The organism is Amycolatopsis sp. NPDC057786 (assembly GCF_042797905.1).
Classification (GTDB): domain Bacteria; phylum Actinomycetota; class Actinomycetes; order Mycobacteriales; family Pseudonocardiaceae; genus Amycolatopsis.
In genome coordinates this window covers 1-20658 of the sequence record NZ_JBHVKW010000013.1, presented here as the reverse complement: position 1 = coordinate 20658, position 20658 = coordinate 1, and the positions used below count along the sequence as shown (strand labels likewise).

Below are 20658 nucleotides of genomic sequence, written 5' to 3'. Positions count from 1 at the left end.
GGCCGCACCGTGTGTGGCAAGCAGGTAAGGCTCTTCGACGGCGCGGACCTGGATTTCGATGGCCGAGATCAGGCACCACATCGGCGAGCGCCGCGAGGTTCGGCGCGAGTAAGGCGAGCCCCAGTCCGGCGGCGATCATGGCGGTGAAGATCGGGTTGCGGGCGAAGGCGAAGGCCCGGGTGGTGACCAGGCTGGCGGTTTCGTCGTGATCGACGCCGATACGCCACGACGTACCCATGCTGCGCTGGGCGGCAAGGGTCCCGGCGATTCCCGCACCGGCGAGCACGAGTCCGGTGATCCACAGCGGTGTCGCGTCCAGTGCGGCGAGGGGATCGAGCGTGCCGACCAGTCGCAGGATCGGCGCGACGAGTCCGAGAATCAGTGCCAGGACGAACAAGGCGCCGCCCCACCATTCCAGGCTGTCGGGCCTACCAGGTCACGCCACGGAAGCCGGTTTCCCCGGTCCGGCGGTAGTGCTGCACGGTGCGCAGGCCGAACGCGGCCAGCCCATTAGTGGGCCGTCACCGTGTCCGCGGCGTGGTGGCAGTCAAGGCCTCCGGGTTTCATACCGAGTGCCCCGGAGGCCGCACTCACTAGGCGGATTCGCCGACCGCGATGTCGGCGTGGTCGATTACCCGGGCCGAGACATCGTGCAGCTTCAAGTGGTGCATAGAGAGGTCTCGACCAGCATCGCGAAGGCTTGCTCGTCGGTCCACCGTGACGCTTGCATCATGATCCCTTCGCGCTGGCGATCACCTCCCTGGCCCTGCAGCGCCCGATTCTGCTCCGACCGCCGACGTGCCCCGGCCAACGCGATCGCGGCGTACGCGAGCTCGTTGACGTTCTGCGCGGAGTCGATCTGATCCCGCAGTTCTAGGACACCTTGGCATGGGGTTACAGCGCGCGACGCTGCGACGCCTCCAGGTTGTTCGGATCCGCCACCGTGCGACTGGCACGCTGGGCAGAAGCTTGACCTCGGGAACCAAATCAACCCTGAGGACGGTTCCCCTTAGGCGGCACGAGTGGAATCGCATTCTTTGGGCGCACGAAAAAGACCCTGTGTCGCGCACGAGTGATGGCCACTCGTATCACACGACGCTGCTGGACTATACGTTTATCACTCCAGTCAGGATCGACGAGTTTCGGGGTATACAACCCTTCGGCGATGACAACACCGTCAAACTCTTTTCCTTTTGACTTATGCATATTCATCAACGTGACCGCGCGCGGTTCGGCCGGGCGGCCGTCGATAAGCTCCTCTGCGAGGACGCGGCGCACGATCTCTGCGGCACCAGGATAGGATGCTTGACCATCCCATGCATCGGTCAGCCCCCACGCCAGAGCATCGGTGGCGTGCAGCAGTCGGAGCATGCGGGCCTTGTCGAAAATCTCGCGCAGCTCCTTTGAGCCGCGCAACCGGGCACGCGCTAGTTGCCAGTCCGTGACCGGGTTCCCTGTTAGCTGAATTCCTTTGTCGGCTTCTTCTATCACCAGCTTGCCGGTCTTGGAAAGAGGAGTCTTTCCAAGACCGAAGGCTTTGATTGCGTTGTTGGTCGTCTTGATCGCCGAGCGAGCAGTCTCGGCTTGCTTGTCGGTGAATTTGACACGATAGAAGTCCGCGATCCTGTGAAGGGTGAATGTGACGGCCTCGTCGCGTGAGAGTGTTGGCCATTCGAGGATGCTCGCCACGACATAGCCTGCGGCCGCTGCGAGCACAGGGTCCCAGACCAGCTCGTGGTCGACGGCGGGCAGCTGGGTTCCGTTGATGGATTGTTCCGCAGATATTGCTTCGGAGATGCTGGCAACAAAGGCGCTAGATGGCCCGAGAACAACGATCGTGGGTTCTCGTCCGAGCTGTTCGGCCAACATAGCTTGGAGGCGGAGGACCACATGGTGGGTAACAGCCTCGGGAGTGTACGGGTAGCTGTAGCGGACGTACTGGACTGATGACGGCTGTTCGGCGGGGCTATTGCGTAGGACTGCGTTGGCGTAGTCGAGGATGCCGTTGCCCGGGCTGCGGTGGTTGCCGCCGGCGAGGTCGAACGGTGTGGGCTGCAGTGCGGTGACCGCGTGGTGCAGGCGCTCTTCGTCAACGCCTTTGACGAAGCCTTCGTAGATGCGTTGGTCTGGATCCGCCAGACAGATCACGGTGGACTTATCCGCGAGAGCCTGGACGACGCGCCATTGATCGACATTGGTGTCTTGGAATTCGTCGACGATCACGAGTGGATAGCGGTCGCTGTAGAGGGCTCGCAGGGCGGAGCTGCGTTCGAGGAGGGTGGCTGCCGTGGCGGCGAGTTGGTCGAAGACGAAGATGCCACGGTTGGCCAGTGCGATGGTCTCGCTGTCCCAGTCGCCGTCGTGGTCGGCTTGGCGTTGCCGTTCAGCGTCGGGGGCCAGGAATTCCGCAGAGGTGCCGGTGAGCAGGGGGCTGTGGGCGCGGACCAAGTCGAGGAAGAATGCGTGAAAGGTGCGCACTTCCAAGAGGGGGCGGATGGCCAGGGGAAGGTGCTCGCCGACGCGATCGGAGATCTGCCGCACGGCGGCGCGGGAGAATGACAGGAAGACGACGTGCTGCTCAGCAGCCAGTGTCTCCAGCGTTTGTGCGGCTTTGAGTAAGGCGATAGTGGTCTTTCCGCTTCCTGGGCCACCTTGGATGAGCAGGTGGCCGGAAGCTGCGAGGATCTGCTTGCGGGTGTCGTCGAGCCGCATCAGGCGTCGCCGAGATCGTTGGGCTGGGCGGTGTCTTCGGGGTGCGGGTGGCCGGCGTGCGGGAGCGGGGACAAGTGCCGGTGGATATCGAGCAGAAGCGTCACCAGGGTCGTCGGCAACTCATCGCGGCTGCACTCGGCGATGAGTAGTGGCGCGAATGACTCGGTGCCCTTTTTCTTCTTCAGGACATCGCGTGCCAGGGTGCGAACTTGCTCGTCGCTCGCCTGCGCGGCAAGTTGGCCGCACTGGGCGGGGTAGTCGCTGCGCGTGGACACCGAACCGAGGAACTTGCGTTGGACGGCCGTTGAGATCTCTGTGACGAGGAGATCCTCAATCCCCGGATAGCCGATTTGAGAGTGGATTGCGAATGACTGGGTGTTGGCGTTCTGCTCTGCTGTCAGGGGCGCGTTCGGAGTGTCGTGCACTCCGAATACTGTCTTGCCCATCGCGGCGAAGATCGGGCCATATTGTGGGACGCCCGTATCGCTGCCGGCGTTGAACAAGCTCAGACCCGCGACATCAGGGTGCTGGTAGGGAGTGGCCGGGTCGGCGTCGAGGGCGTCCGCGATCGCGAGAAGAGTCACGACTTCGGTGGCACCTTCGACGACGAGAACGCCACGAGCGAGTACGGCCTCGGCGAACTGGCGCCGTTCCTGGCGGTACCGCTTCGGCTTGAGTTCACTCCCGAGTTCGATCGTTTTGCTCGTCAGGACTCCGTCGTCGTCGCGTTTGAGAACCACGATCTGGCCGGGGTCGAACCGCTCGATCACGTAGGGCGAGTGGGAGGTGACGATGGCCTGCCCCATGGTGCCGGTGACGAAATCGACAAGACGTCGCTGCGTATGCGGGGGCAAGGCGATTTCGGGCTCCTCCATGGCGAAGATGACCGAATCCGGCCCGCGGAGGTCCGCGATGTAGGTCAGCAGCGCGAACACGAGGACATTGAGCGCACCGGTCGACAGGCGATTGAATGGCACAGGATATGTACCTGGCTGGGTGGCAATGAACATGCGCAGCACTTCGCGCAAGTGCTCCCGGGTCAGGTCGGAAGGACGCACACCGAGCGCGCTGTCGTCGGCGGGCACCGACAGGAAATTCCGAACCCGAGACAGCACAGCACTGCGGATCTCGGCGAACCCAGCGGTGCTCTCAGCCAAGTCGATCTCACCCAGCGCATCGAGCGCGCTGGTCCACAATGACCCAGTCCGGTCTGATTCCAGCCGAACGATGGTGTCGATCAGCGAGCCACGTCCGAAGCTCAACGCGCGGTTTCCAGTCCGATTCGGTCGCAGGTAAAGGAACCCGCAGTACCGTTTGTCGTCTCGCCGGAATGGCGAGAGTGCGCCACCGAGATCATCTTCAGCGTAGTCCCCGTCGGGACGGCGAGGATGGGCGAAGAAGGTACCGCCTTCGAAATCGTCATCGGCGATGTTGAATCGCCCGAGAAACACCACGGGCAGGCACCACTCGCCTTCGACCAAGTCGACCGCGTCCTCAGCCGCAGGCGGAGTGAAGTCGTTGTTCTCGCCGGACCAGGGCCGCAGATGACCGCGGAAGCGACGACGCGCCTCCTCTGAAAGGTCTGTGAGCACGACTTCGATGTGCACCTCGGTCGGCGCAGCGGGACCGTCGACCGGTGCCTCGGCTGCCCGGTAGTGAGTCCGATGGAAGTCGTACTCATCGATGACGGGCCGGCGATAGAGCCTTTCCAGACCCAAGACTAGATCAAGCGCCTCGCACACCGTGGATTTCCCCACCGCGTTCCCGCCCACCAGCAGGCTGTGCGAGTCCAGCAGAACACTGCCGCTCCGGACGCCCCGGAAGTTGCTGATCGATACTCGTCGTACCCGCACCGGTCTCCTACCCACTACATCTAGTGACTTACCGCCCAATCACATAGGGACGCACACACAGGAATCGGCGCACTGAGCAGGACGTTCCAGCGAACTAGGTATCGAATCCAGATCGTAACTCTCTGCCACCATGCTTCAGCCGAGCAGCATGCACGTGACCTCGGATTGCCTCAAGGGTTCGACCAAGGCCTCCGCGCCCGCAATGGGAACCCTTCCCCTCAGCAACGTGGCGCTCCATGTTCGTCGGCCGATGCTGGTCTTCGAGGCGGCGACGAGATCGGTCGACGGTGGACTCGTGGAGAACCATGCACGACGTTGTCGAGACGCTGCCTGAGCTCATCATCGAGCAGGGCGCCCCCATCTCCGGGATATCGCCGCCGCCCGTGCCCGGAAGAATCCCCGCGGCCTAGAGGGCCGCTCGCGCCCGCCGGACGACAACGCTGCCGCCCACGGCAAGTCGAGCAACCGACGCACCAGTGCCAGCCCGGGTTTCCGGGCTGGCACCCGACACACCCACCCGCCCGACGTGGTGCCGGACGACCTGATCTTGCCCGTCAGGCGTTCCTCGCACGGGCGGTGGCCCGATCAGCCGGGGGCTTACGTGCCAAGTCGACGCTCAGAGCGTGCTCGCTGATGTCGACGTGAGCCGCAACCCCGTTTTACCTCCCAGGGACAGTCGCAGGGCCCAGCCTACTTGGACCCCGGGCCGGGGGCGCCGCGGATGGCGTTGCAGAGCCGGGCCGACGTCAAGGAGTGGAGGCGCCATCCAGCGGTACCGCTCCGGCTACGATGGGTGATGAGGACTTTGCCTACCTCAGGGGCTTGTCCGGGCGATTGCCCGGACAAGCTCCCAGCTGTGCTGGCGCTCCCATCAGCCGCCGAATGTATTCAAGAAGCAGGCTGCGCGACCTGGCACGTGCCGAATGACCTGAGGCCCGGCTATGCGGCGCGCAGAGAACGTTGACGATGGTCTGACGCTGGGTCTCGTTGTCCTGAGCGAGGCGTTCAAGGGCATAAAGTCCGCTGAGTCGGACCGGGGCCTTGTCCGACCCGAGCAGCTCGGCGGCCTTGAGGTACAGCTCGGTGATCCGGCGGGCGGTGGCATCGGCGGGGGCGTCGTCAGCGACGCGTTCCTGGTGCGCCTGGGTGGCGGCGGCAACGTCCTGCTGGTGGGCGAGGACTTCGTATTGCTGGGTGAGGGCGCGTTCACGGTTGTCGAGGTCGGCTTCGGTGGAGTGCTGGCGGCGCCATGCGAGGTAGAGCGCGACCACGCCGCCGCTGCCGACGCCGATGCTGAGCCCGATCTTCAACGCGTCCAGCCGCGCCTTCACCAGATCCGCGCCGGTGAGCCCGGCGGTGGCCGGCCACCACAACAGGGTCACCGCGCCCGCGGTCAGGATGGCGATCACGAACGCGGTCCACCACATCGCGGCCCGGCTCAGCTCAGGCAGCCGCTTGAACGAGGCCGACGCTGATCTCGGTGCCGAGGAGGTGCTCGCGGCCCCCGGCCGCGCGTGGTCGGTCATGACCAACAACGTGGCAAAAATCGGCAGAGATGTTGCAGCGCCCGGCGCCTCGGGCGCTTACCAGGTAGCAAGACCATCAGTGCGCCGTGGACCAGCTGCAACTAGCGTCAGCACACGCTTCGGCACACCGGAGCAAACGGAGACGAAACGGAGCCCAATAACGCCGAATCAAACGTGAATACCACTCGCATAACCCGCTATCTCAGCAGGTCAAGCACCATGTTGATCTTGAGCCGCCAAGGGGGCTCGAACCCCTGACCTTCTGTTTACAAGACAGATGCTCTACCAGCTGAGCTATAGCGGCCGCGCCCAGGGCAGCCCGGGCAAGGCCAGTATATCGGCGCCGGTTCAGCGGTCCGCAGGGCACACCCGAGGGTCCCCGGCCACCGCACGGAAGGCGCGCGCGAACGTCGCGGGGTCCGGCGGCGTAGTCCCATTTCACCCGGACGACATCCGGACCGAAGTACGATGCCGGGAATGGGGCAGGCATACTGGGAGAGCGCTATCGATTTCGACAACCGCGGCCGCCATAAAGTGATTCAAGAACAATGGACGTGAGTGAATATTGGCCGATTTCGATGAAGCAGAAGTCACAACGACCCTAGTGCGAGCAACCGGAGAAGCGGCCGCCCTTGCTTATCCGAACTGGACATACGGGGTTTCGGCGCGGGTCCTTCCTTCGCGAGGTGTCGGCACCTGGACCGTGGTCGCCTACCAAGGCGGCGAAGGAAAGGACGTAGACCTGTGGGACCATCGCGACCTCGATCGGCGAATCCAGAAATCCTCCACCGGGCTACTCGATGCACAAGGGGTCGAGTGCATGGGAATGAAATGCACCGTTGCGCGGTCGGGTGAGTTCCGGATCGAGTATTCCTACGACATCGACGAAGCGATCAAGTGGGCGAACCAGGTCTTCAGCGGGCTTCCGCCTGAGGAAATCGTGGAGATCCTGCGACCGCGTGACTGGTGAGTGGCCGACCGTTCTGATCCTGAGGTAATGGATGAGTGGAGTAGTAGCGGTTGTGGCTCAGCGCGTCTGGGACGCGTTGGTGGACAGGGGTTTCGAGCCCGCGCTGCGGCGAGGAGCCGCGGAGGTCGGCCGGTACCAGGAGTGGACCGGCGTGCCGGTCCCGGCGGAGGTCGCCGAGTTGTGGTCGGTATTGGGTGGTCGTGACCTTCTCGGGATGTGCCTGGAAGGCGCTGACTCAGCGGGGCGGTATGTCGCCGCACGGGCGGATGAGGCGGAGTCCAGTGACCCCGGCGAGCCCTTCGAGGAGTTGGACGGCTCGGCCGAAGATGCGGTGCGGAAGGTGTGGTGGGACCGCGGCTGGTGCGCGCTGTACGCGACCGCCGATCTCGCGATCGCGGTCGATTCGCACCCTGGCGCGAAAGGGCGCGTCGGACAGGTCGTGTACTGCGACATGGACATGTACGCCGACCGTGAAGCGGTCTGGGAGTCGGTCGAGGAGTTTCTCCGCGACCTGCTGGCAGTGGTTTCCTCGGAGGGGCTGACCGTGGAGGACGGGTTCGGGTCGCTGGCGGGTACCGACGGTTATCGGTACCTGGTCTCGATGGCGGTACTCGAGCTGGGGCGGGCACGTCGCGATGGTCGCCCCGTTTCGCTGGTCGCCTTCGCCGAAGGAAACGACCGGCATTGAAAGGCCGGAGATCACCCGCAGGGTTGGGATTTCCCTCATCGAGGTAGTCACCCACGTGGAGGAAGGCGTAGCGGTCGGCCGAACAGCCGTAGGGGGCGAAGTGACCGACAGCCCAGTTGGCACACGAGACCACGCCGAACCGCGGGCTCGCGACGTCCTCGTCCGTCACCTTCACCGTATGGTCGCGTCCCGACCCCGACGCGGGCGAATCCGGCATCGTCGGCCTCCTCTCACCGGACGCCACCCCGTGCTCGAAAACCGGGGCCTCCGCCCCGCTAAAAGCCCCCGAAAGGGTGAACGTCGCCACTGTTCCGGCGGCGACGAGCCCAGCCGCGTGAAGAACGTATCTCCTGCTCACAGCGGGCGCCACGGCATGCGGAGCGCCGTGAGCCGGCGCGCCCGCGACGATCTTCCTCCGACGTGGTGGACGCCACTTCGGGTTTCCTGCAACGGTCGAGGCACCGGCCCCGATGCTCCTCGGGAAAGTCCCTCGAACCAGAGTGAGGAGGTGGATCGATCATGAAGATCAACGAGCACACCAAGGGAGCCCAGCGCGGCGAACAGAGCGGGCACAGTGCCGAAAAGAAACAGGACGAAACACCCGAACGTGGCGAATGGCTGCTGGAAGCGCCGCGCCAACGTGACGGAGAGCGATCGATCCCCCAGGCTCGCTCGCACCGGCCGAATCTGCTGCGCCGCCGCGCCTGGCAGATCCTCGAGGCGCCGACGGCGGAGCAGCCCGCCGTCGAGAGCGACGAGGCGATGGGCCCGAAACCGCCCGACGACTCGACGGTCAACTTCGTCCTGGACCTCGCCCTGCGTATCGGCGAGGTCCAGATGTCGAGTGGCGCCGGTGCCTCCGACGTCACGGCGACGATCATCGCGCTGACTTCCGCGCTCGGCCTCCCGCACTGCGAGGTCGACGTGATCTTCACGTCGATCACGGTGACCTGCCACCGCGGCACCGACATGGCCCCGGTCACGGCGCTGCGCGTGGTCCGCTCGCGCAGCCTCGACTACACGCGGCTCACCCAGACCGAGACGCTGGTCCGCCGGATCGTCCGCGGCAACATCGGCGCCGAAGAGGCCCAGCAGGAACTCCAGCGGATCACCACCGCGCCGCACCCGTACCCCCGCTGGGTGGCCACGGCCGCCTGGGGCGGCCTGGCCGCGTTCATCACCCTGATCCTCGGCGGCAGCATCGACGTCGCACTGGTCGCGCTGGTGATCAGCGCGGTCATCGACCGCCTCGGCCGGTTCCTCAACCGTTTCGCGCTGCCGTTCTTCTTCCAGCAGGTGATCGGCGGCCTGGTCGCGACCCTGTCGGCGATGGCCATAGTCAGCAGCAACCTGCTCACCACGGACAAACCCACGCTGGTGGTCGCGGCGGCAGTCACCGTGCTGCTGTCCGGCCTCTCGACGGTTTCCGCCGTGCAGGACGCCATCACCGGCTACTACGTCACGGCGGCCGGGCGCACGATGGAAACCGCGCTGATGAGTGCCGGGCTGATCGCGGGCGTGGTGCTCGCACTGAAGATCGCGCTGCTGCTCGGACTCCCGCTGACTCCGCTGCCCGAGGTCGTCTCGTCGACGCCGCAGGACCTGCCGGTCATCATCCTCGGCAGCGTCGGCGCGTCGGCCTGCTTCGCGCTGGCGTCCTACTCGACGCTGCGCGCGATGATCGTCGCGGGAGCGGCGGGCGCCATCGGCGGCGCGGTCTACGGCGCCTTGATGCTGACGGACTTCCAGGCCGTCAGTTCGTCCGCGGTAGCCGCCACGCTGGTCGGTTTCTGCGGCGGCGTGCTGGCCAGGCGGCTCAAGGTGACGCCCCTCGTGGTGGCTGTGTCCGGCATCACGCCCCTCCTCCCCGGCCTCTCCACCTATCGTGGTCTATACCAATTGGGCGTCGAGCCCGGCGGGAACATCTCGACGCTGATGACCGCGGTCGCGATCGGGCTTGCCCTGGCAGCGGGTGTGGTACTCGGCGAATACCTCGCGCAGCCGGTGCGCACGGGGCTCGGCAGGCTCGAACGCAAGTTCGCCGGGCCGAGGATGGCGGGCCCGATGGGACCCGCCGAACGACGCTTGGAGTGATCGCTCGCCGACGGGCCGTGGCCTCCTCGCGCGATAGGGTTTCCGCTTAGGGCAGCGACCCGCGAATCGAGGGAGCGGCTGGTGGACGAAGTGATTGCCGAGACGAGCAGAACGGCCTCCGCGGATTTCGTGGTGGTGGCGAACAGGCTCCCGGTGGACCTCGAACGGACCGCCGACGGAAGCAGGCGCTGGACGGCGAGCCCCGGCGGGCTGGTGTCCGCGCTCGAACCGTTCCTGCGGTCACGCAAGGGAGCCTGGGTCGGGTGGCCGGGTGTGCCCGACGTCGACGTCGAGGAGTTCGACGACGACGGCCTGGTCCTGCACCCGGTCACCCTGACCTCGGACGACGTCCGTGACTACTACGAGGGCTTCTCCAACGCGACGCTCTGGCCGCTGTACCACGATGTGGTGGAGCGGCCGGTGTTCGACCGGAGCTGGTGGGAGTCCTACGTCCGGGTGAACCGGCGCTTCGCCGAGGCGAGCGCCAAGGTCGCCGCCGAGGGCGCGACCGTGTGGATCCAGGACTACCAGCTGCAGCTGGTGCCGGCGATGCTCCGCGAACTGCGGCCCGACCTGCGGATCGGGTTCTTCCTGCACATCCCGTTTCCCCCGGTCGAGTTGTTCATGCAGATGCCGTGGCGGACCGAGATCGTCCGCGGCCTGGTCGGGGCCGACCTCGTCGGGTTCCACCGGCCGGGTGGCGCGCAGAACTTCCTCTGGCTGGCGCGGCAGCTGGCGGGCCTCGAGTCCAGCCGCGGCGCGGTCGGTATCCGCACCCGCCCCGGCCTGATGCAGGTCGGCGACCGCACGGTGCGGGTCGGCGCGTTCCCGATCTCCATCGACGCCATCGGCCTCGACAAACTCGCCAAGACCAAGGGCGTCGCCGAACGCGCCGCCCAGCTGCGCCGCGACCTCGGCAACCCGAAGAAGGTCCTGCTCGGCGTCGACCGGCTCGACTACACCAAGGGCATCGACCTGCGGTTGCAGGCGCTGCACGAGCTGCTGCACGAAGGCCGCGTCCGCCCGGAGGACGTCACGTTCGTCCAGCTGGCCACCCCGAGCCGCGAGCGCGTCGAGCACTACCAGCGGATGCGCGGCGACATCGAGCAGATGGTCGGGCGGATCAACGGCGAATTCGCCCGCGTGGGTCACCCGGTCGTGCATTATCTGCATCAGTCCGTGAACCGGACGGAGCTGGCCGCGTTCTTCTCCGCGGCCGACGTCATGGTGGTCACTCCCCTGCGTGACGGGATGAACCTCGTCTGCAAGGAGTACGTCGCCTGCCGCCACGACCTGGGCGGCGCGCTCGTGCTTTCGGAGTTCGCCGGCGCCGCGGCGGAGCTCACCAGCGCGCTCCTGGTCAACCCCCATGACCTGGACGGGGTGAAGAACGCCTTGGAGACTGCCATTACGCTCGACCCCGCAGAGGGACGCCGCCGTATGCGCGCCATGCGTCGACAGGTCCTCACGCATGACGTCGACCGCTGGGCGCGCTCGTTCCTCCAAGCGCTCGGTGCCGAACCGGCCGACTGATTCCCCAACCCCCGCTACGTTCCCGAGGAGAAATCGTTGACCGCCGAGGCACTGCCCGCCGAGCTGCGGCGCGCGATCGTCCAGGTCGCGCGCACCCCGCGGTTGCTGGTCGCCTGCGACTACGACGGCACGCTGGCTCCGATCACGGCCAATCCGGACGAAGCCCGGCCGCTGCCCGAATCGGTAGGCGCGCTGAGGTCGCTGGCCGGCCTGCACGAGACGACCACCGCGGTCATCTCCGGCCGCGCGCTGCGTGATCTCGCCACCCTGTCCCGTCTCCCGGCCGAGGTGAACCTGGTCGGCAGCCACGGGTCCGAATTCGACATCGGCTTCATCCACGCGCTCGACGACAAGGCGCGCGAGCTGCACAGACGGCTCGAAGCCGAGCTGGAGAACCTGGTGCTCGACGTGCCGGGCGTCTCGCTCGAGGTCAAGCCCGCGAGTATCGCGGTGCACGTCCGCCGTGCCGAGCACGAGGCGGGCCGCCGGGTCCTGCGCGACGTCCACAATGGACCCGCGCGGTGGGAGGGCGTGTCCACCACCGACGGCAAGGAGGTCGTCGAGCTCGCAGTCGTCCAGACGGACAAGGGCCGCGCGCTGGACACCCTGCGTCACCAGGTCGGCGCGACGGCCGCGGTCTTCCTCGGCGACGACGTCACCGACGAGAAGGCGTTCGCCCGGATCTCCGGCCCGGACCTCGGCGTGAAGGTCGGCGACGGCGAAAGCCTCGCACAGTACCGGGTCCCGGACACCGTCGACGTCGCGATGGCGCTGGCCTTCCTCCTCGAAGAGCGGCGCAACTGGCTCTACGGCGAGCAGGCGCCGCCGATCGAGCGGCTTTCCATGCTGGCCAACGAACGTTCGGTCGCGCTGGTCACGCCGGACGCGCGGCTGACCTGGCTGTGCCACCCCGGGCCCGACGCGCCCGCGATCTTCGCGGACCTGCTCGGCGGGGCAGGCGCCGGACACTTCTCGATCAAACCGCACCGCAACGGCCTGCCGCTCGGGCAGCGTTACCTGCCCAACACGATGACGGTCGAGACTCGCTGGTCGCGGCTGCTCGTCACCGACTACCTCGAACCGGAGAGCCCCTCGCACCGCACGGATCTCGTCCGGGTGATCTCGGGTGAGGCGGCGGCGGAGATCGTGTTCGCGCCACGGCCCGAATTCGGCGGTGTGCCGGTGAAGCTGGTCGCCGAGGGCGACGGGATCCTGGTGCAGGGCACCTCGGAACCGTTCGCGCTGCGCTCGCCGGGCGTGGAGTGGGAGATCACCTCCGACGGGATGAACGACACCGCGACGGCGCTCGTCACTCCCACCCCTGACCACCCGGTGGTGCTCGAACTCCGTTGCGGCACCTCGGATCTCGGCGCGCACGAACTGTCCGAAGTGGATCGGCGGGCCCGCGCGGGGGACTACTGGAGCACCTGGGCGCGGACGCTCAAACTGCCCAGCGTCCAGACCGACCTCGTCGGCCGCTCGGCGCTCACGCTGCGCGGGCTGGTGAACACCGACACCGGCGGCGTGCTCGCGGCGGCGACGTCCTCGCTGCCGGAGGAGATCGGCGGCGTCCGGAACTGGGACTACCGTTACTGCTGGATCCGCGACGCGGCCATGACCGTGCGCGAACTGGTCCACCTCGGCTCGACCGACGAGGCGGAAGGCTACCTCCGCTGGCTGCACGGCGTGCTGTCCACTTTGGCCGGTCCGGAACGCTTGCACCCGCTGTACACCTTGGCGGGCAGCGTGATCGGTGCCGAAGCGGTCATCGAGTCGCTTCCCGGGTACGCCGGTTCGCGGCCGGTCCGCGTCGGCAACCTGGCGAACCACCAGGTCCAGCTGGACGTGTTCGGCCCGGTCGTCGAGCTCGTGCAGACGCTGGCGGCGGCGCGCGGCGAGCTCCGCGACGAGGACTGGCAGATGGTGCGCGCGATGGCCGAGGCTGTCACGCGGCGCTGGAACGAGCCGGACCACGGCATCTGGGAGGAGCGGCACGTGCCGCGCCACCGGGTGTATTCGCGGGTGATGTGCTGGGTGACCATCGACCGGGCGATCAAACTGGGCGAGGTCTACGGCCGCGAGGTGCCGGGCGCGTGGCCTTCGCTGCGTGACGAGATCGCCGCGGACGTCCTGGAGAAGGGCTGGAACGAAGAGGTCCAGGCCTTCACGACCGCTTACGACGGAACGGATCTCGACGCCGCGTCGCTGTTCGTCGGGCTGACCGGGCTGATCGATCCGGCCGACCCGCGGTTCCAGTCCACGGTGACCGCGATCGAGGCGGAACTGCGCAGTGGGTCCACTGTGTACCGTTACCGCCGCGACGACGGCCTTCCCGGCGGCGAGGGCGGTTTCCACATCTGCGCGGCCTGGCTCATCGAGGCGTACCTGCTCACCGGACGGCGCACCGAGGCCGAGGAACTGTTCACGCAGATCGTCGACGCCGCGGGCCCGACCGGGCTGCTGCCCGAGCAGTTCGACCCGATCGCGGAGCGCTCGCTGGGCAACCACCCGCAGGCGTACTCGCATATCGGGCTGATCCGCTGCGCGAACCTGCTTTCCCAGTAGGAGCTGAAGGACGCTTTCCCCGCGTCTCAAGAGGCGAAGGGCGCTTTCCCCGCACAGGATGCGGGGAAAGTCCCCTTCAGCCCCCGGCGACCGACGGGATGATCTGGACTTCCTTCACTTCGGCCAGGGAGGTCTTGGCACCGTCGAGACGGCGGCACTCCTCACCGTCCACGTAGAAGTTCACGTATCGCCGCAGCGCGCCGGTTTCGTCGCGCAGGCGGCGTTCCAGCGCGGGAAACCCGGCACCGAGCGAGTCCAGGACGCCGCCGAGCGTCGAAGCCTCGACTTCGAGGGTACTGCGGCCGTCCGCGAGCGGCCGCAACATCGCGGGCAGCAGAACCCGGACCACCTAGACCACCTGTGCCCGCACGCACAGCACGTCCGGCAGATGCGCGGCGACCTGATGCCAGGTGTCTCCTTCGTCGGGACTCGCCCACACTTCACCGGATCGCGTGCCGAAGTAGACGCCGTCCCGCGAATCGACGCACATCCCGTCCCGCAGCACACCCGCGTAGAAACCCTTGTCCGGCAGGCCGTTCCCGAGACCGGTCCACGTCTCGCCCGCGTCCTCGCTGCGATAGACCCGGCAGCGGCCCTCCGGCGGGAAGCGGAGAACGTCGGCCACCAAAGGGAAGTTGTAGACGGTGTCCGGTTTGGACGGATGGACGACCATGGCGAAACCGAAGTCGTTCGGCAGGCCGCCGTCGATCGACCGCCAGGTCTTCGCGTCGTCGTCGCTGCGGTAGACGCCGCCGTGGTTCTGCAGGAAGAACCGCTCGGGACGCGACGGATGCATCGCGACCTTGTGCACGCACTGCCCGAATTCGGGTTCCTCGTCGGGCAGGAAACCCGCGCTGATCCCGCGGTTGGCCGCCGTCCAGCTCTTGCCGCCGTCCTCGGTGCGGTAGACCCCGCCCGTCGACATGGCGACGGTGATCCGCCCCGGATCCGTGGGATGCGGCAGGATCGTGTGGATCATCTGGCCGCCGCCACCGGGAGTCCAGTGTGGACGGTGCTCGTGATCCCAAAGCCCTCGGACGAGTTCGAAGGTCTCGCCGCCGTCCTCGGAACGGAACAGCGCCGACGGCTCGACACCGGCATAGACGACGTCCCCGGCGAGCACGATCTGCCAGATGCCTTCGAGCGCGGTCTCCGTGTCGGCGGGGAAGGAGACCGGCGCGTGATCGGGTTCGGCCCAGGTCTCGCCGAAATCCTCCGACGTCGCGATCGTCGGGCCGAAATGCTCGTTGACCGCGGCCGCGTAGATCTTGGCGGGGGCCAGCGCGACCGCCCGGACGGCCTCCATGGGGAACTTCGGTTCGGAGATCTCCCAGTTCTCGCGATCCTCGCTGCGGGCGAGGAACAAGCCCTTCCTGGTACCGATCCCCAGCTGGAACTCCACGACGCCATCCTCTCGGTCAACACTGTGACTCAGGTCACCGTACTACCGGAAGGGCGGAAATGGAGGCGTCGCGCCGGCTGCTGTCCAAGGGGTCGTGGCCCTCGCCTTCTCGGGAGAACGAGGGTCACAGACGAACAGCCGGCGCGACGGGCTTCAGGGGCGGTCAGGTACCGCTGATCAGGCGCAGCGCCAGATCGGGGCTGAACTGACCGGCTTCGACGTTCGGCGCGATCCCGCACTTGCCGTCGGAGTCACCGGGCACCTTGACCCAGAGCAGCATCTCGGCGCCGCCGCCGGTCTGCGAGGTCACCCCGAGCTTGCGCCCGGCCGGGTTGCACCATTCGGAGCCCAGCGGGCCGTTGCCGTTGCGGCTGGTGTCGATCACGAACGGCTTGGTGTAGCCGTACTTGCTCGACAGCGCGGCACTGACGGCCTTGCCGTAGTTCGCCGAGTCGGTGGTGGTCTTGTAGTTCGACACGTTGATCGCGAGACCGCGGATCGACTTCACCCCGACGGCGTTGAGCCGGTCGGCCATGGTCGCGGCGGGGATCCAGGTCGAGTTGCCGCCGTCCATGTACGCCCAGGTGTTCGGCGCCTTGGCGGCGAACTGCTCGGCGGCGTACTTGAGCAGGTCGAGGCGGGTCTGACGCTCGCCGACAGGCAGGCAGTCGACCTGCGCGAGCGCGTCCGGCTCGATGACGACGACCGCGGGCTTGCCGCCGATACCGTCGGCGAAGTTCGAGATCCAGGTCCGGTACGCGTCCGGGCTGCCGGCGCCGCCACCGGAGTGACCGCCGCAGTCGCGGCCGGGGATGTTGTAGGCGACCAGGATCGGCAGCTTGTCGGCCACGTCGGCGGCGTAGGTGTAGCCGTCGACGGCGGTCTTGATGTTCCCGCTCCAGTTGCCGAACCAGCGCGCGCCCGCCTTGGTGGAGATGGCGGCCTTGATCTTGTCGGCGGTGCTGCCCGGGTGGTCCCGCACCCAGACCGCGGGGTTGGAGTTCGGGTCGACGTAGAAGCCGTTGGTCTTCTCAAGGGGATTGCCGTCGGCGGCCTGGGCCGGCGCGGCGATGAGGGCCAGCAACGAGGCGGCCAGCAGACCGAGCGTCTTGATGCGCATGTCCACCAGCTTCGAGCTCTCCCGTACAAGATTCGTACAACCCACGCGTTTCGTCCTCCGAACGCGTCCAGAGGACGAAACGCGGCGGGGGATCAGGCCGAGTAGCCCTTCGGCGGGATCAAGGTGGCGAGCTGGTTGAAGGTGAGCCAGTAGATCTGGTTGCCGCCGAAGTTGGCCGGGTCGGCGATCTTCACCGTCATGTTGTCGCTGTTGTAGCCGATGACCGTGAAGTAGTGGTAGATCGTGTAGTTCGGGTAGCCCGGCGGGTGGTTGTTCGCCGGGGCGACGATGTTCGCGACGATCGCGTAGCCCTTGTCGATGTCCAGCACGATGTCGCGCCACAGGAGGTCGCGCTGCGCCTGGGTCGGCGGGTCGTTCGGCATCTCCTTGGTCTCGTACCAGCCGCCGGCGACGTGGTTGTTGAGGACGCGGGTGACCTGCCCGATCCAGTCGGTGCCGTTGGTGCTGGTCGGGAGCTCGTTCGCGAGCTGCTGCTGGCTCGGCGGGTTGCCGTTCTTGGCCGAGATGGCGATCCGGGTGGCGGCCGGGCCGCACCAGTACCCGGTCTCCTGGATCTGGTACTGGATGTTGAGCTCCGCGGCGGCCTTGACCCCTTCGACCTTGGCGGGCGGCGCCATCGACTTCACGAAGTCGGGCGCGGGTACGACGTACTCGCCTTGGGCGAGGGCCGCCGCCGGAGCGGTGATCAGTGCGGACACCGCGAGCGCGGCGACGATCGCGGTCCTGAGTCGGCGCATGGTAATCCTTCCCCAGTTTCACTTTTGAATGGTGAATACTGAACATGATCTCGGGTCCCGCGCCTTTTGCCTACGGCGTCACCTGCGCTTTCCCCGTTCGGCCCACGACGAAAGTAGGATCGGATGAACGCTTTCGGGGCCATCGGGCAATAGCGATCGTGCAGGTGATGAAAGACGATCACGAGCAGGCCGGCACGCGCGGGCTGGACAGGCCGGATCTCGGCGGCCCGGATCCCGCACCCGTCTTCGGCCTGCTCTTCGACGCCCACGCGGCCCCGCTGCAGCGCTATCTCGCGCGCCGCGTCGGCACGGAGACCGCGCACGACCTCGTCGCCGAGACGTTCCTCGTGGCTCTCCGGCGCCGCGAGACGTATCGCCCCGAGGCCGGCACGGCGCGCGCGTGGCTGTACGGGATCGCGACGAACCTGCTGCGCCACCACGTCCGCACGGAGATCCGGGCGCTCAACGCGACGGCAAGGCTCGCGGCCGCCGACCAGACGGTCTCGGCCGGACACGACGGCCGTGTCGCCGAGCGGGTCGACGCGCAGTCCCGCGCGGCCCAGCTCGCGGGAGCGCTGGCCGAACTGAGCGTCGCGGACCGCGACACCCTGCTGCTGGTCTCGTGGGCGGGACTGGATCCCGGCGAGGTCGCCGAGGCGCTGGGAATTCCCGCCGGGACGGTCAGATCACGGCTGCACCGGATCCGGAGATGGCTCCGCGCCAACGCACCGGAGTCCACAAAGGACGATTCAAGGAAAGCGAAGGAGGGCGAAAGTGCACGGCGGTAACATCCGGAAGGTGTGGTCCGAGGCCGAACTCGACGAAGCGCTGGCCGGCCTCCACGCCGAGCCGGAAACCCGGCAGGACGAACTTTCCCGTGCCAGGGCGACGCTCCTGCGCGCCGCCGGCGATGTCGAGGACGAACTCCTCCCCGTGACCGCGCCCCCGGTGAAGAAGCGACCGGGCTCGTGGCGGTGGATCGCCGCCGCGGCCGCCGCGGCACTGGTGTCCGGCGGCGGGATCGTGGCGACGGACGTCTTCACCGCCGACGGCGGCCCGGACCCCGCTGCCCACTCGACCGCCACCCAAGGCGAAGACGCCCTCGAAGCCCTCCACGGCGACGACTTCCCGGTCCGCGACGACCAGTTCCGGCTCGTCACCGAGTCCACGTGGACCACGCACGTCACCGACGCCGGGCTCGTCTACCAAACCCACGAGATCCTCGAACGATGGCTGCCGCCACACAGCTGGATGCCGATCAAGACGCGCCTCACCGGCACCGGCGAGATCCGCTGGGTCAAGGGCGACTACCAGTTGGCCAAGCAGCATGGCGTATCTCTTCCGCGCCCGTCGTCCCACGTCACCCTGGCGCAAGCCGGGCCGCCGCGAACCACCACCACGGCACAGGTGCCTCCGCCGGTGAAGACCTCCGAGGATCGGCTGCCTTCGGAAAGCGGGTGGACCGACCCGACCCCGGAGTTCCTTTCCGAACTGCCCGCCGACCCGACGAAGCTTTCCGAGCGGCTCCGCCGTGACGGCCTCTGGCCGGACGGCCGCTCGCCGGACCAGGTGAACTCCACCCCCGAGATGTTCGAGATGGCCTTCAAGGTCCTCCGTTCCTCCCAGGGCTTCGGCGCGCTGCGGGTGGCACTGTGCAAAGCGCTCGCGAGAATGCCCGGTATCGACGTGGCGAGCGTGGTCACCCCCGGCGGACGGCCCGCGGTGTCCTTCACGGTCGCGTTGCCGGACCGGACGCGCACGTTCGTCGTCGACAGGGCGACGGCCGCCGTCGTCGGGAACCGCGCCGTCCGGTCCAACGCTCAGGAAGAGGGCTGGCCGGGGCTGACCTTGTTCGACACGTCGATCTCGGTGGCGATCACCGAGGACGGCGGCCCCAAGCCCAGCTAGCGCGCGTGCTTGGCGGCGTTGAGCGCGCTTCCGACGTCCGGGACCTCCAGCACCCGGATCCCCGGCGGGATCTTGCCGGAGTCCGGTGGCACCAGCGCGTAGGTGAAGCCGAGCCGGGCGGCCTCCGCGAGCCGCCGCCCGACGCTCGGCACCCGCCGGACCTCGCCCGACAGCCCGACCTCGCCCATCGCGACGAGCTTGGGCGAGAGCGGCGTGTCCCTCGCCGAGGAGATCAGGGCCAGCACCACCGCGAGGTCGATCCCAGGTTCGGTGATCTTCATGCCGCCGACCGTCGCCACGTAGACGTCCTTGTCGCCGACCTTGATGTTCGCCCGCTTCTCGACCACGGCCAGCACCATCGCGACGCGTGCCGAATCGAGGCCGCTCACCGCGCGCCGGGGCTGCGGTGACTGGGTCGCCGACACGAGCGCCTGCACCTCGCCCAGCAGCGGCCGCTTGCCCTCCATGGTCACCGTGACCGCGGTGCCCGCGACCGGCTCCGCGGTGTGGCTGAGGAACAGCCCAGACGGGTCGGGCACGCCGACGATGCCCTCCTCGACCAGCTCGAAGCAGCCGATCTCGTCGGCGGCGCCGAACCGGTTCTTGATGCCGCGCAGCATCCGCAGTGTCGAATGCTTGTCGCCTTCGAACTGCAGGACGACGTCGACCAGGTGCTCCAGCACGCGCGGCCCGGCGACCGAGCCGTCCTTGGTGACGTGGCCGACCAGCACGATCGGCAGCCCGCGCTCCTTGGCCAGCGCGACCAGCCCGGAGGTGACCGCGCGGACCTGGGTGACGCCGCCCGGCGCACCTTCCACCTGCGGCGAGGCCATGGTCTGGACGGAGTCGACGATCAGCACCCCCGGTTTGACCGCGTCGACGTGCCCGAGGATCGCGGAGAGATCGCTCTCGGCCGCGAGGAACATCTCGTCGTGGACGTTGCCGGTGCGCTCGGCGCGCAGGCGCACCTGCCCCGCCGACTCCTCGCCGGTGACGTAGAGCGCCCGGCCCGCGGTGGCCGCCCATTGGTAGGCGACCTCCAGCAGGAGGGTCGATTTGCCGACACCGGGCTCGCCCGCGAGCAGGATGACCGCGCCCGGCACGAAGCCGCCGCCGAGCACCCGGTCCAGCTCGGAGACGCCGGTGGGCTTCGCGCGCGCCGTTTCGACGTCGACCTCGCCGATCGGGCGCGCCGGGGCACTGGGCGCTCCCGCCGCGACCCTGGCTATCGCGGGGCGGGCGTCGCCGCGTTCCTCGATGGTCCCCCACGCCTGACATTCCGGGCAGCGCCCGACCCACTTCGGCGCCTCGTATCCGCATTCACCGCAGCGGTAGGTGCTGCCTTTCTTGACCACCCCGCGAGGCTAGCGGCCACCACCGACAAACCCCGGCAACGACGGGCTGAAGGGGACTTTCACCGCATGTGACGCAGCGAAGGGGCCCTTCACCGCATGACATGCGGTGAAGGGCCCCGTCGGCTCGGGGACGGGTGACTCAGTGGCCGCCGCCCGTGGCGTCCTTCTCCGGCG

15 protein-coding genes and 1 tRNA gene are annotated in these 20658 nt (G+C 67.6%); 7 read left to right on the top strand and 9 right to left on the bottom strand.

All coding sequences use genetic code 11. The features are described from left to right. Positions 1-987: 987 nt before the first annotated feature. The 4 genes from ACFVM3_RS10910 to ACFVM3_RS10895 form a co-directional block, all read right to left on the bottom strand. Positions 988-2712, bottom strand: coding sequence for a UvrD-helicase domain-containing protein (locus tag ACFVM3_RS10910; protein ID WP_378437643.1), 1725 nt, complete (start codon positions 2710-2712; stop codon positions 988-990). After that, on the bottom strand, positions 2712-4565 hold the full coding sequence (locus ACFVM3_RS10905) for an ATP-dependent endonuclease (RefSeq protein WP_378437642.1): 1854 nt from the start codon (positions 4563-4565) through the stop codon (positions 2712-2714). Before ACFVM3_RS10905 ends, ACFVM3_RS10910 begins: the two co-directional genes overlap by 1 nt. 809 nt (positions 4566-5374) lie before the next feature. Next, on the bottom strand, positions 5375-6091 hold the full coding sequence (locus ACFVM3_RS10900; RefSeq protein ID WP_378437640.1) for a hypothetical protein: 717 nt from the start codon (positions 6089-6091) through the stop codon (positions 5375-5377). Positions 6092-6322: 231 nt separating this feature from the next. Continuing rightward, a tRNA-Thr gene (locus tag ACFVM3_RS10895) sits at positions 6323-6395 on the bottom strand. 261 nt (positions 6396-6656) lie between these two features. On the opposite strand from ACFVM3_RS10895, the gene ACFVM3_RS10890 reads away from it, so the two are divergent. The 5 genes from ACFVM3_RS10890 (at position 6657) to otsB (ending at position 13941) form a co-directional block, all read left to right on the top strand. Further along, the gene (locus tag ACFVM3_RS10890; protein WP_378437639.1) at positions 6657-7061 is read left to right on the top strand and encodes a hypothetical protein; all 405 of its coding nucleotides are present in this window, start codon (positions 6657-6659) and stop codon (positions 7059-7061) included. 31 nt (positions 7062-7092) lie between these two features. Beyond that, complete coding sequence (locus ACFVM3_RS10885; RefSeq protein ID WP_378437638.1) at positions 7093-7749, top strand: hypothetical protein; 657 nt, start codon at positions 7093-7095, stop codon at positions 7747-7749. A 519-nt stretch (positions 7750-8268) separates the two neighbouring features. Further along, complete coding sequence (locus tag ACFVM3_RS10880; protein ID WP_378437636.1) at positions 8269-9843, top strand: threonine/serine exporter ThrE family protein; 1575 nt, start codon at positions 8269-8271, stop codon at positions 9841-9843. A gap of 81 nt (positions 9844-9924) precedes the next feature. Next, on the top strand, positions 9925-11376 hold the full coding sequence (locus ACFVM3_RS10875) for a trehalose-6-phosphate synthase (RefSeq protein ID WP_378437635.1): 1452 nt from the start codon (positions 9925-9927) through the stop codon (positions 11374-11376). Positions 11377-11412: 36 nt separating this feature from the next. Then, positions 11413-13941: a trehalose-phosphatase gene (otsB, locus tag ACFVM3_RS10870; RefSeq protein ID WP_378437633.1), complete on the top strand. Its 2529-nt coding sequence runs from the start codon at positions 11413-11415 to the stop codon at positions 13939-13941. 76 nt (positions 13942-14017) lie between these two features. Here the strand turns inward: otsB and ACFVM3_RS10865 are convergent, their stop codons facing one another. From ACFVM3_RS10865 to ACFVM3_RS10850, 4 genes are all read right to left on the bottom strand, one after another. After that, a complete protein-coding gene (locus tag ACFVM3_RS10865; protein WP_378437631.1) occupies positions 14018-14290 on the bottom strand; it encodes a MoaD/ThiS family protein in 273 nt (90 codons plus the stop codon). Next, positions 14291-15343: a WD40/YVTN/BNR-like repeat-containing protein gene (locus ACFVM3_RS10860; protein WP_378437629.1), complete on the bottom strand. Its 1053-nt coding sequence runs from the start codon at positions 15341-15343 to the stop codon at positions 14291-14293. It abuts the gene before it with no gap. A gap of 163 nt (positions 15344-15506) precedes the next feature. After that, positions 15507-16463 (bottom strand): glycoside hydrolase family 6 protein, encoded by a 957-nt coding sequence (locus tag ACFVM3_RS10855; protein WP_378437627.1) that lies wholly within the window; start codon positions 16461-16463, stop codon positions 15507-15509. Between the two features lie 92 nt (positions 16464-16555). After that, on the bottom strand, positions 16556-17221 hold the full coding sequence (locus tag ACFVM3_RS10850; RefSeq protein ID WP_378437626.1) for a C39 family peptidase: 666 nt from the start codon (positions 17219-17221) through the stop codon (positions 16556-16558). Between the two features lie 158 nt (positions 17222-17379). Between ACFVM3_RS10850 and ACFVM3_RS10845 the strand changes: the two genes are divergently transcribed. Both ACFVM3_RS10845 and ACFVM3_RS10840 read left to right on the top strand, forming a co-directional pair. Continuing rightward, complete coding sequence (locus ACFVM3_RS10845; RefSeq protein WP_378437624.1) at positions 17380-18009, top strand: RNA polymerase sigma factor; 630 nt, start codon at positions 17380-17382, stop codon at positions 18007-18009. Beyond that, on the top strand, positions 17996-19129 hold the full coding sequence (locus tag ACFVM3_RS10840; protein WP_378437623.1) for a CU044_5270 family protein: 1134 nt from the start codon (positions 17996-17998) through the stop codon (positions 19127-19129). The genes ACFVM3_RS10845 and ACFVM3_RS10840 overlap by 14 nt, the downstream gene beginning before the upstream one ends. Here the strand turns inward: ACFVM3_RS10840 and radA are convergent. Next, on the bottom strand, positions 19126-20484 hold the full coding sequence (gene radA / locus ACFVM3_RS10835; protein WP_034310209.1) for a DNA repair protein RadA: 1359 nt from the start codon (positions 20482-20484) through the stop codon (positions 19126-19128). The genes ACFVM3_RS10840 and radA overlap by 4 nt on opposite strands. Positions 20485-20658: the final 174 nt, after the last annotated feature.

Excerpts from the sequence above, each read along its gene's own strand:
- ACFVM3_RS10900 (WP_378437640.1), bottom strand. The coding sequence starts at position 6,091 with ATGACCGACCACGCGCGGCCGGGGGCCGCGAGCACCTCCTCGGCACCG.
- ACFVM3_RS10910 (WP_378437643.1), bottom strand. The coding sequence starts at position 2,712 with ATGCGGCTCGACGACACCCGCAAGCAGATCCTCGCAGCTTCCGGCCAC.
- ACFVM3_RS10885 (WP_378437638.1), top strand. The coding sequence starts at position 7,093 with ATGAGTGGAGTAGTAGCGGTTGTGGCTCAGCGCGTCTGGGACGCGTTG.
- ACFVM3_RS10855 (WP_378437627.1), bottom strand. The coding sequence starts at position 16,463 with ATGCGCATCAAGACGCTCGGTCTGCTGGCCGCCTCGTTGCTGGCCCTC.
- ACFVM3_RS10850 (WP_378437626.1), bottom strand. The coding sequence starts at position 17,221 with ATGCGCCGACTCAGGACCGCGATCGTCGCCGCGCTCGCGGTGTCCGCA.
- ACFVM3_RS10880 (WP_378437636.1), top strand. The coding sequence starts at position 8,269 with ATGAAGATCAACGAGCACACCAAGGGAGCCCAGCGCGGCGAACAGAGC.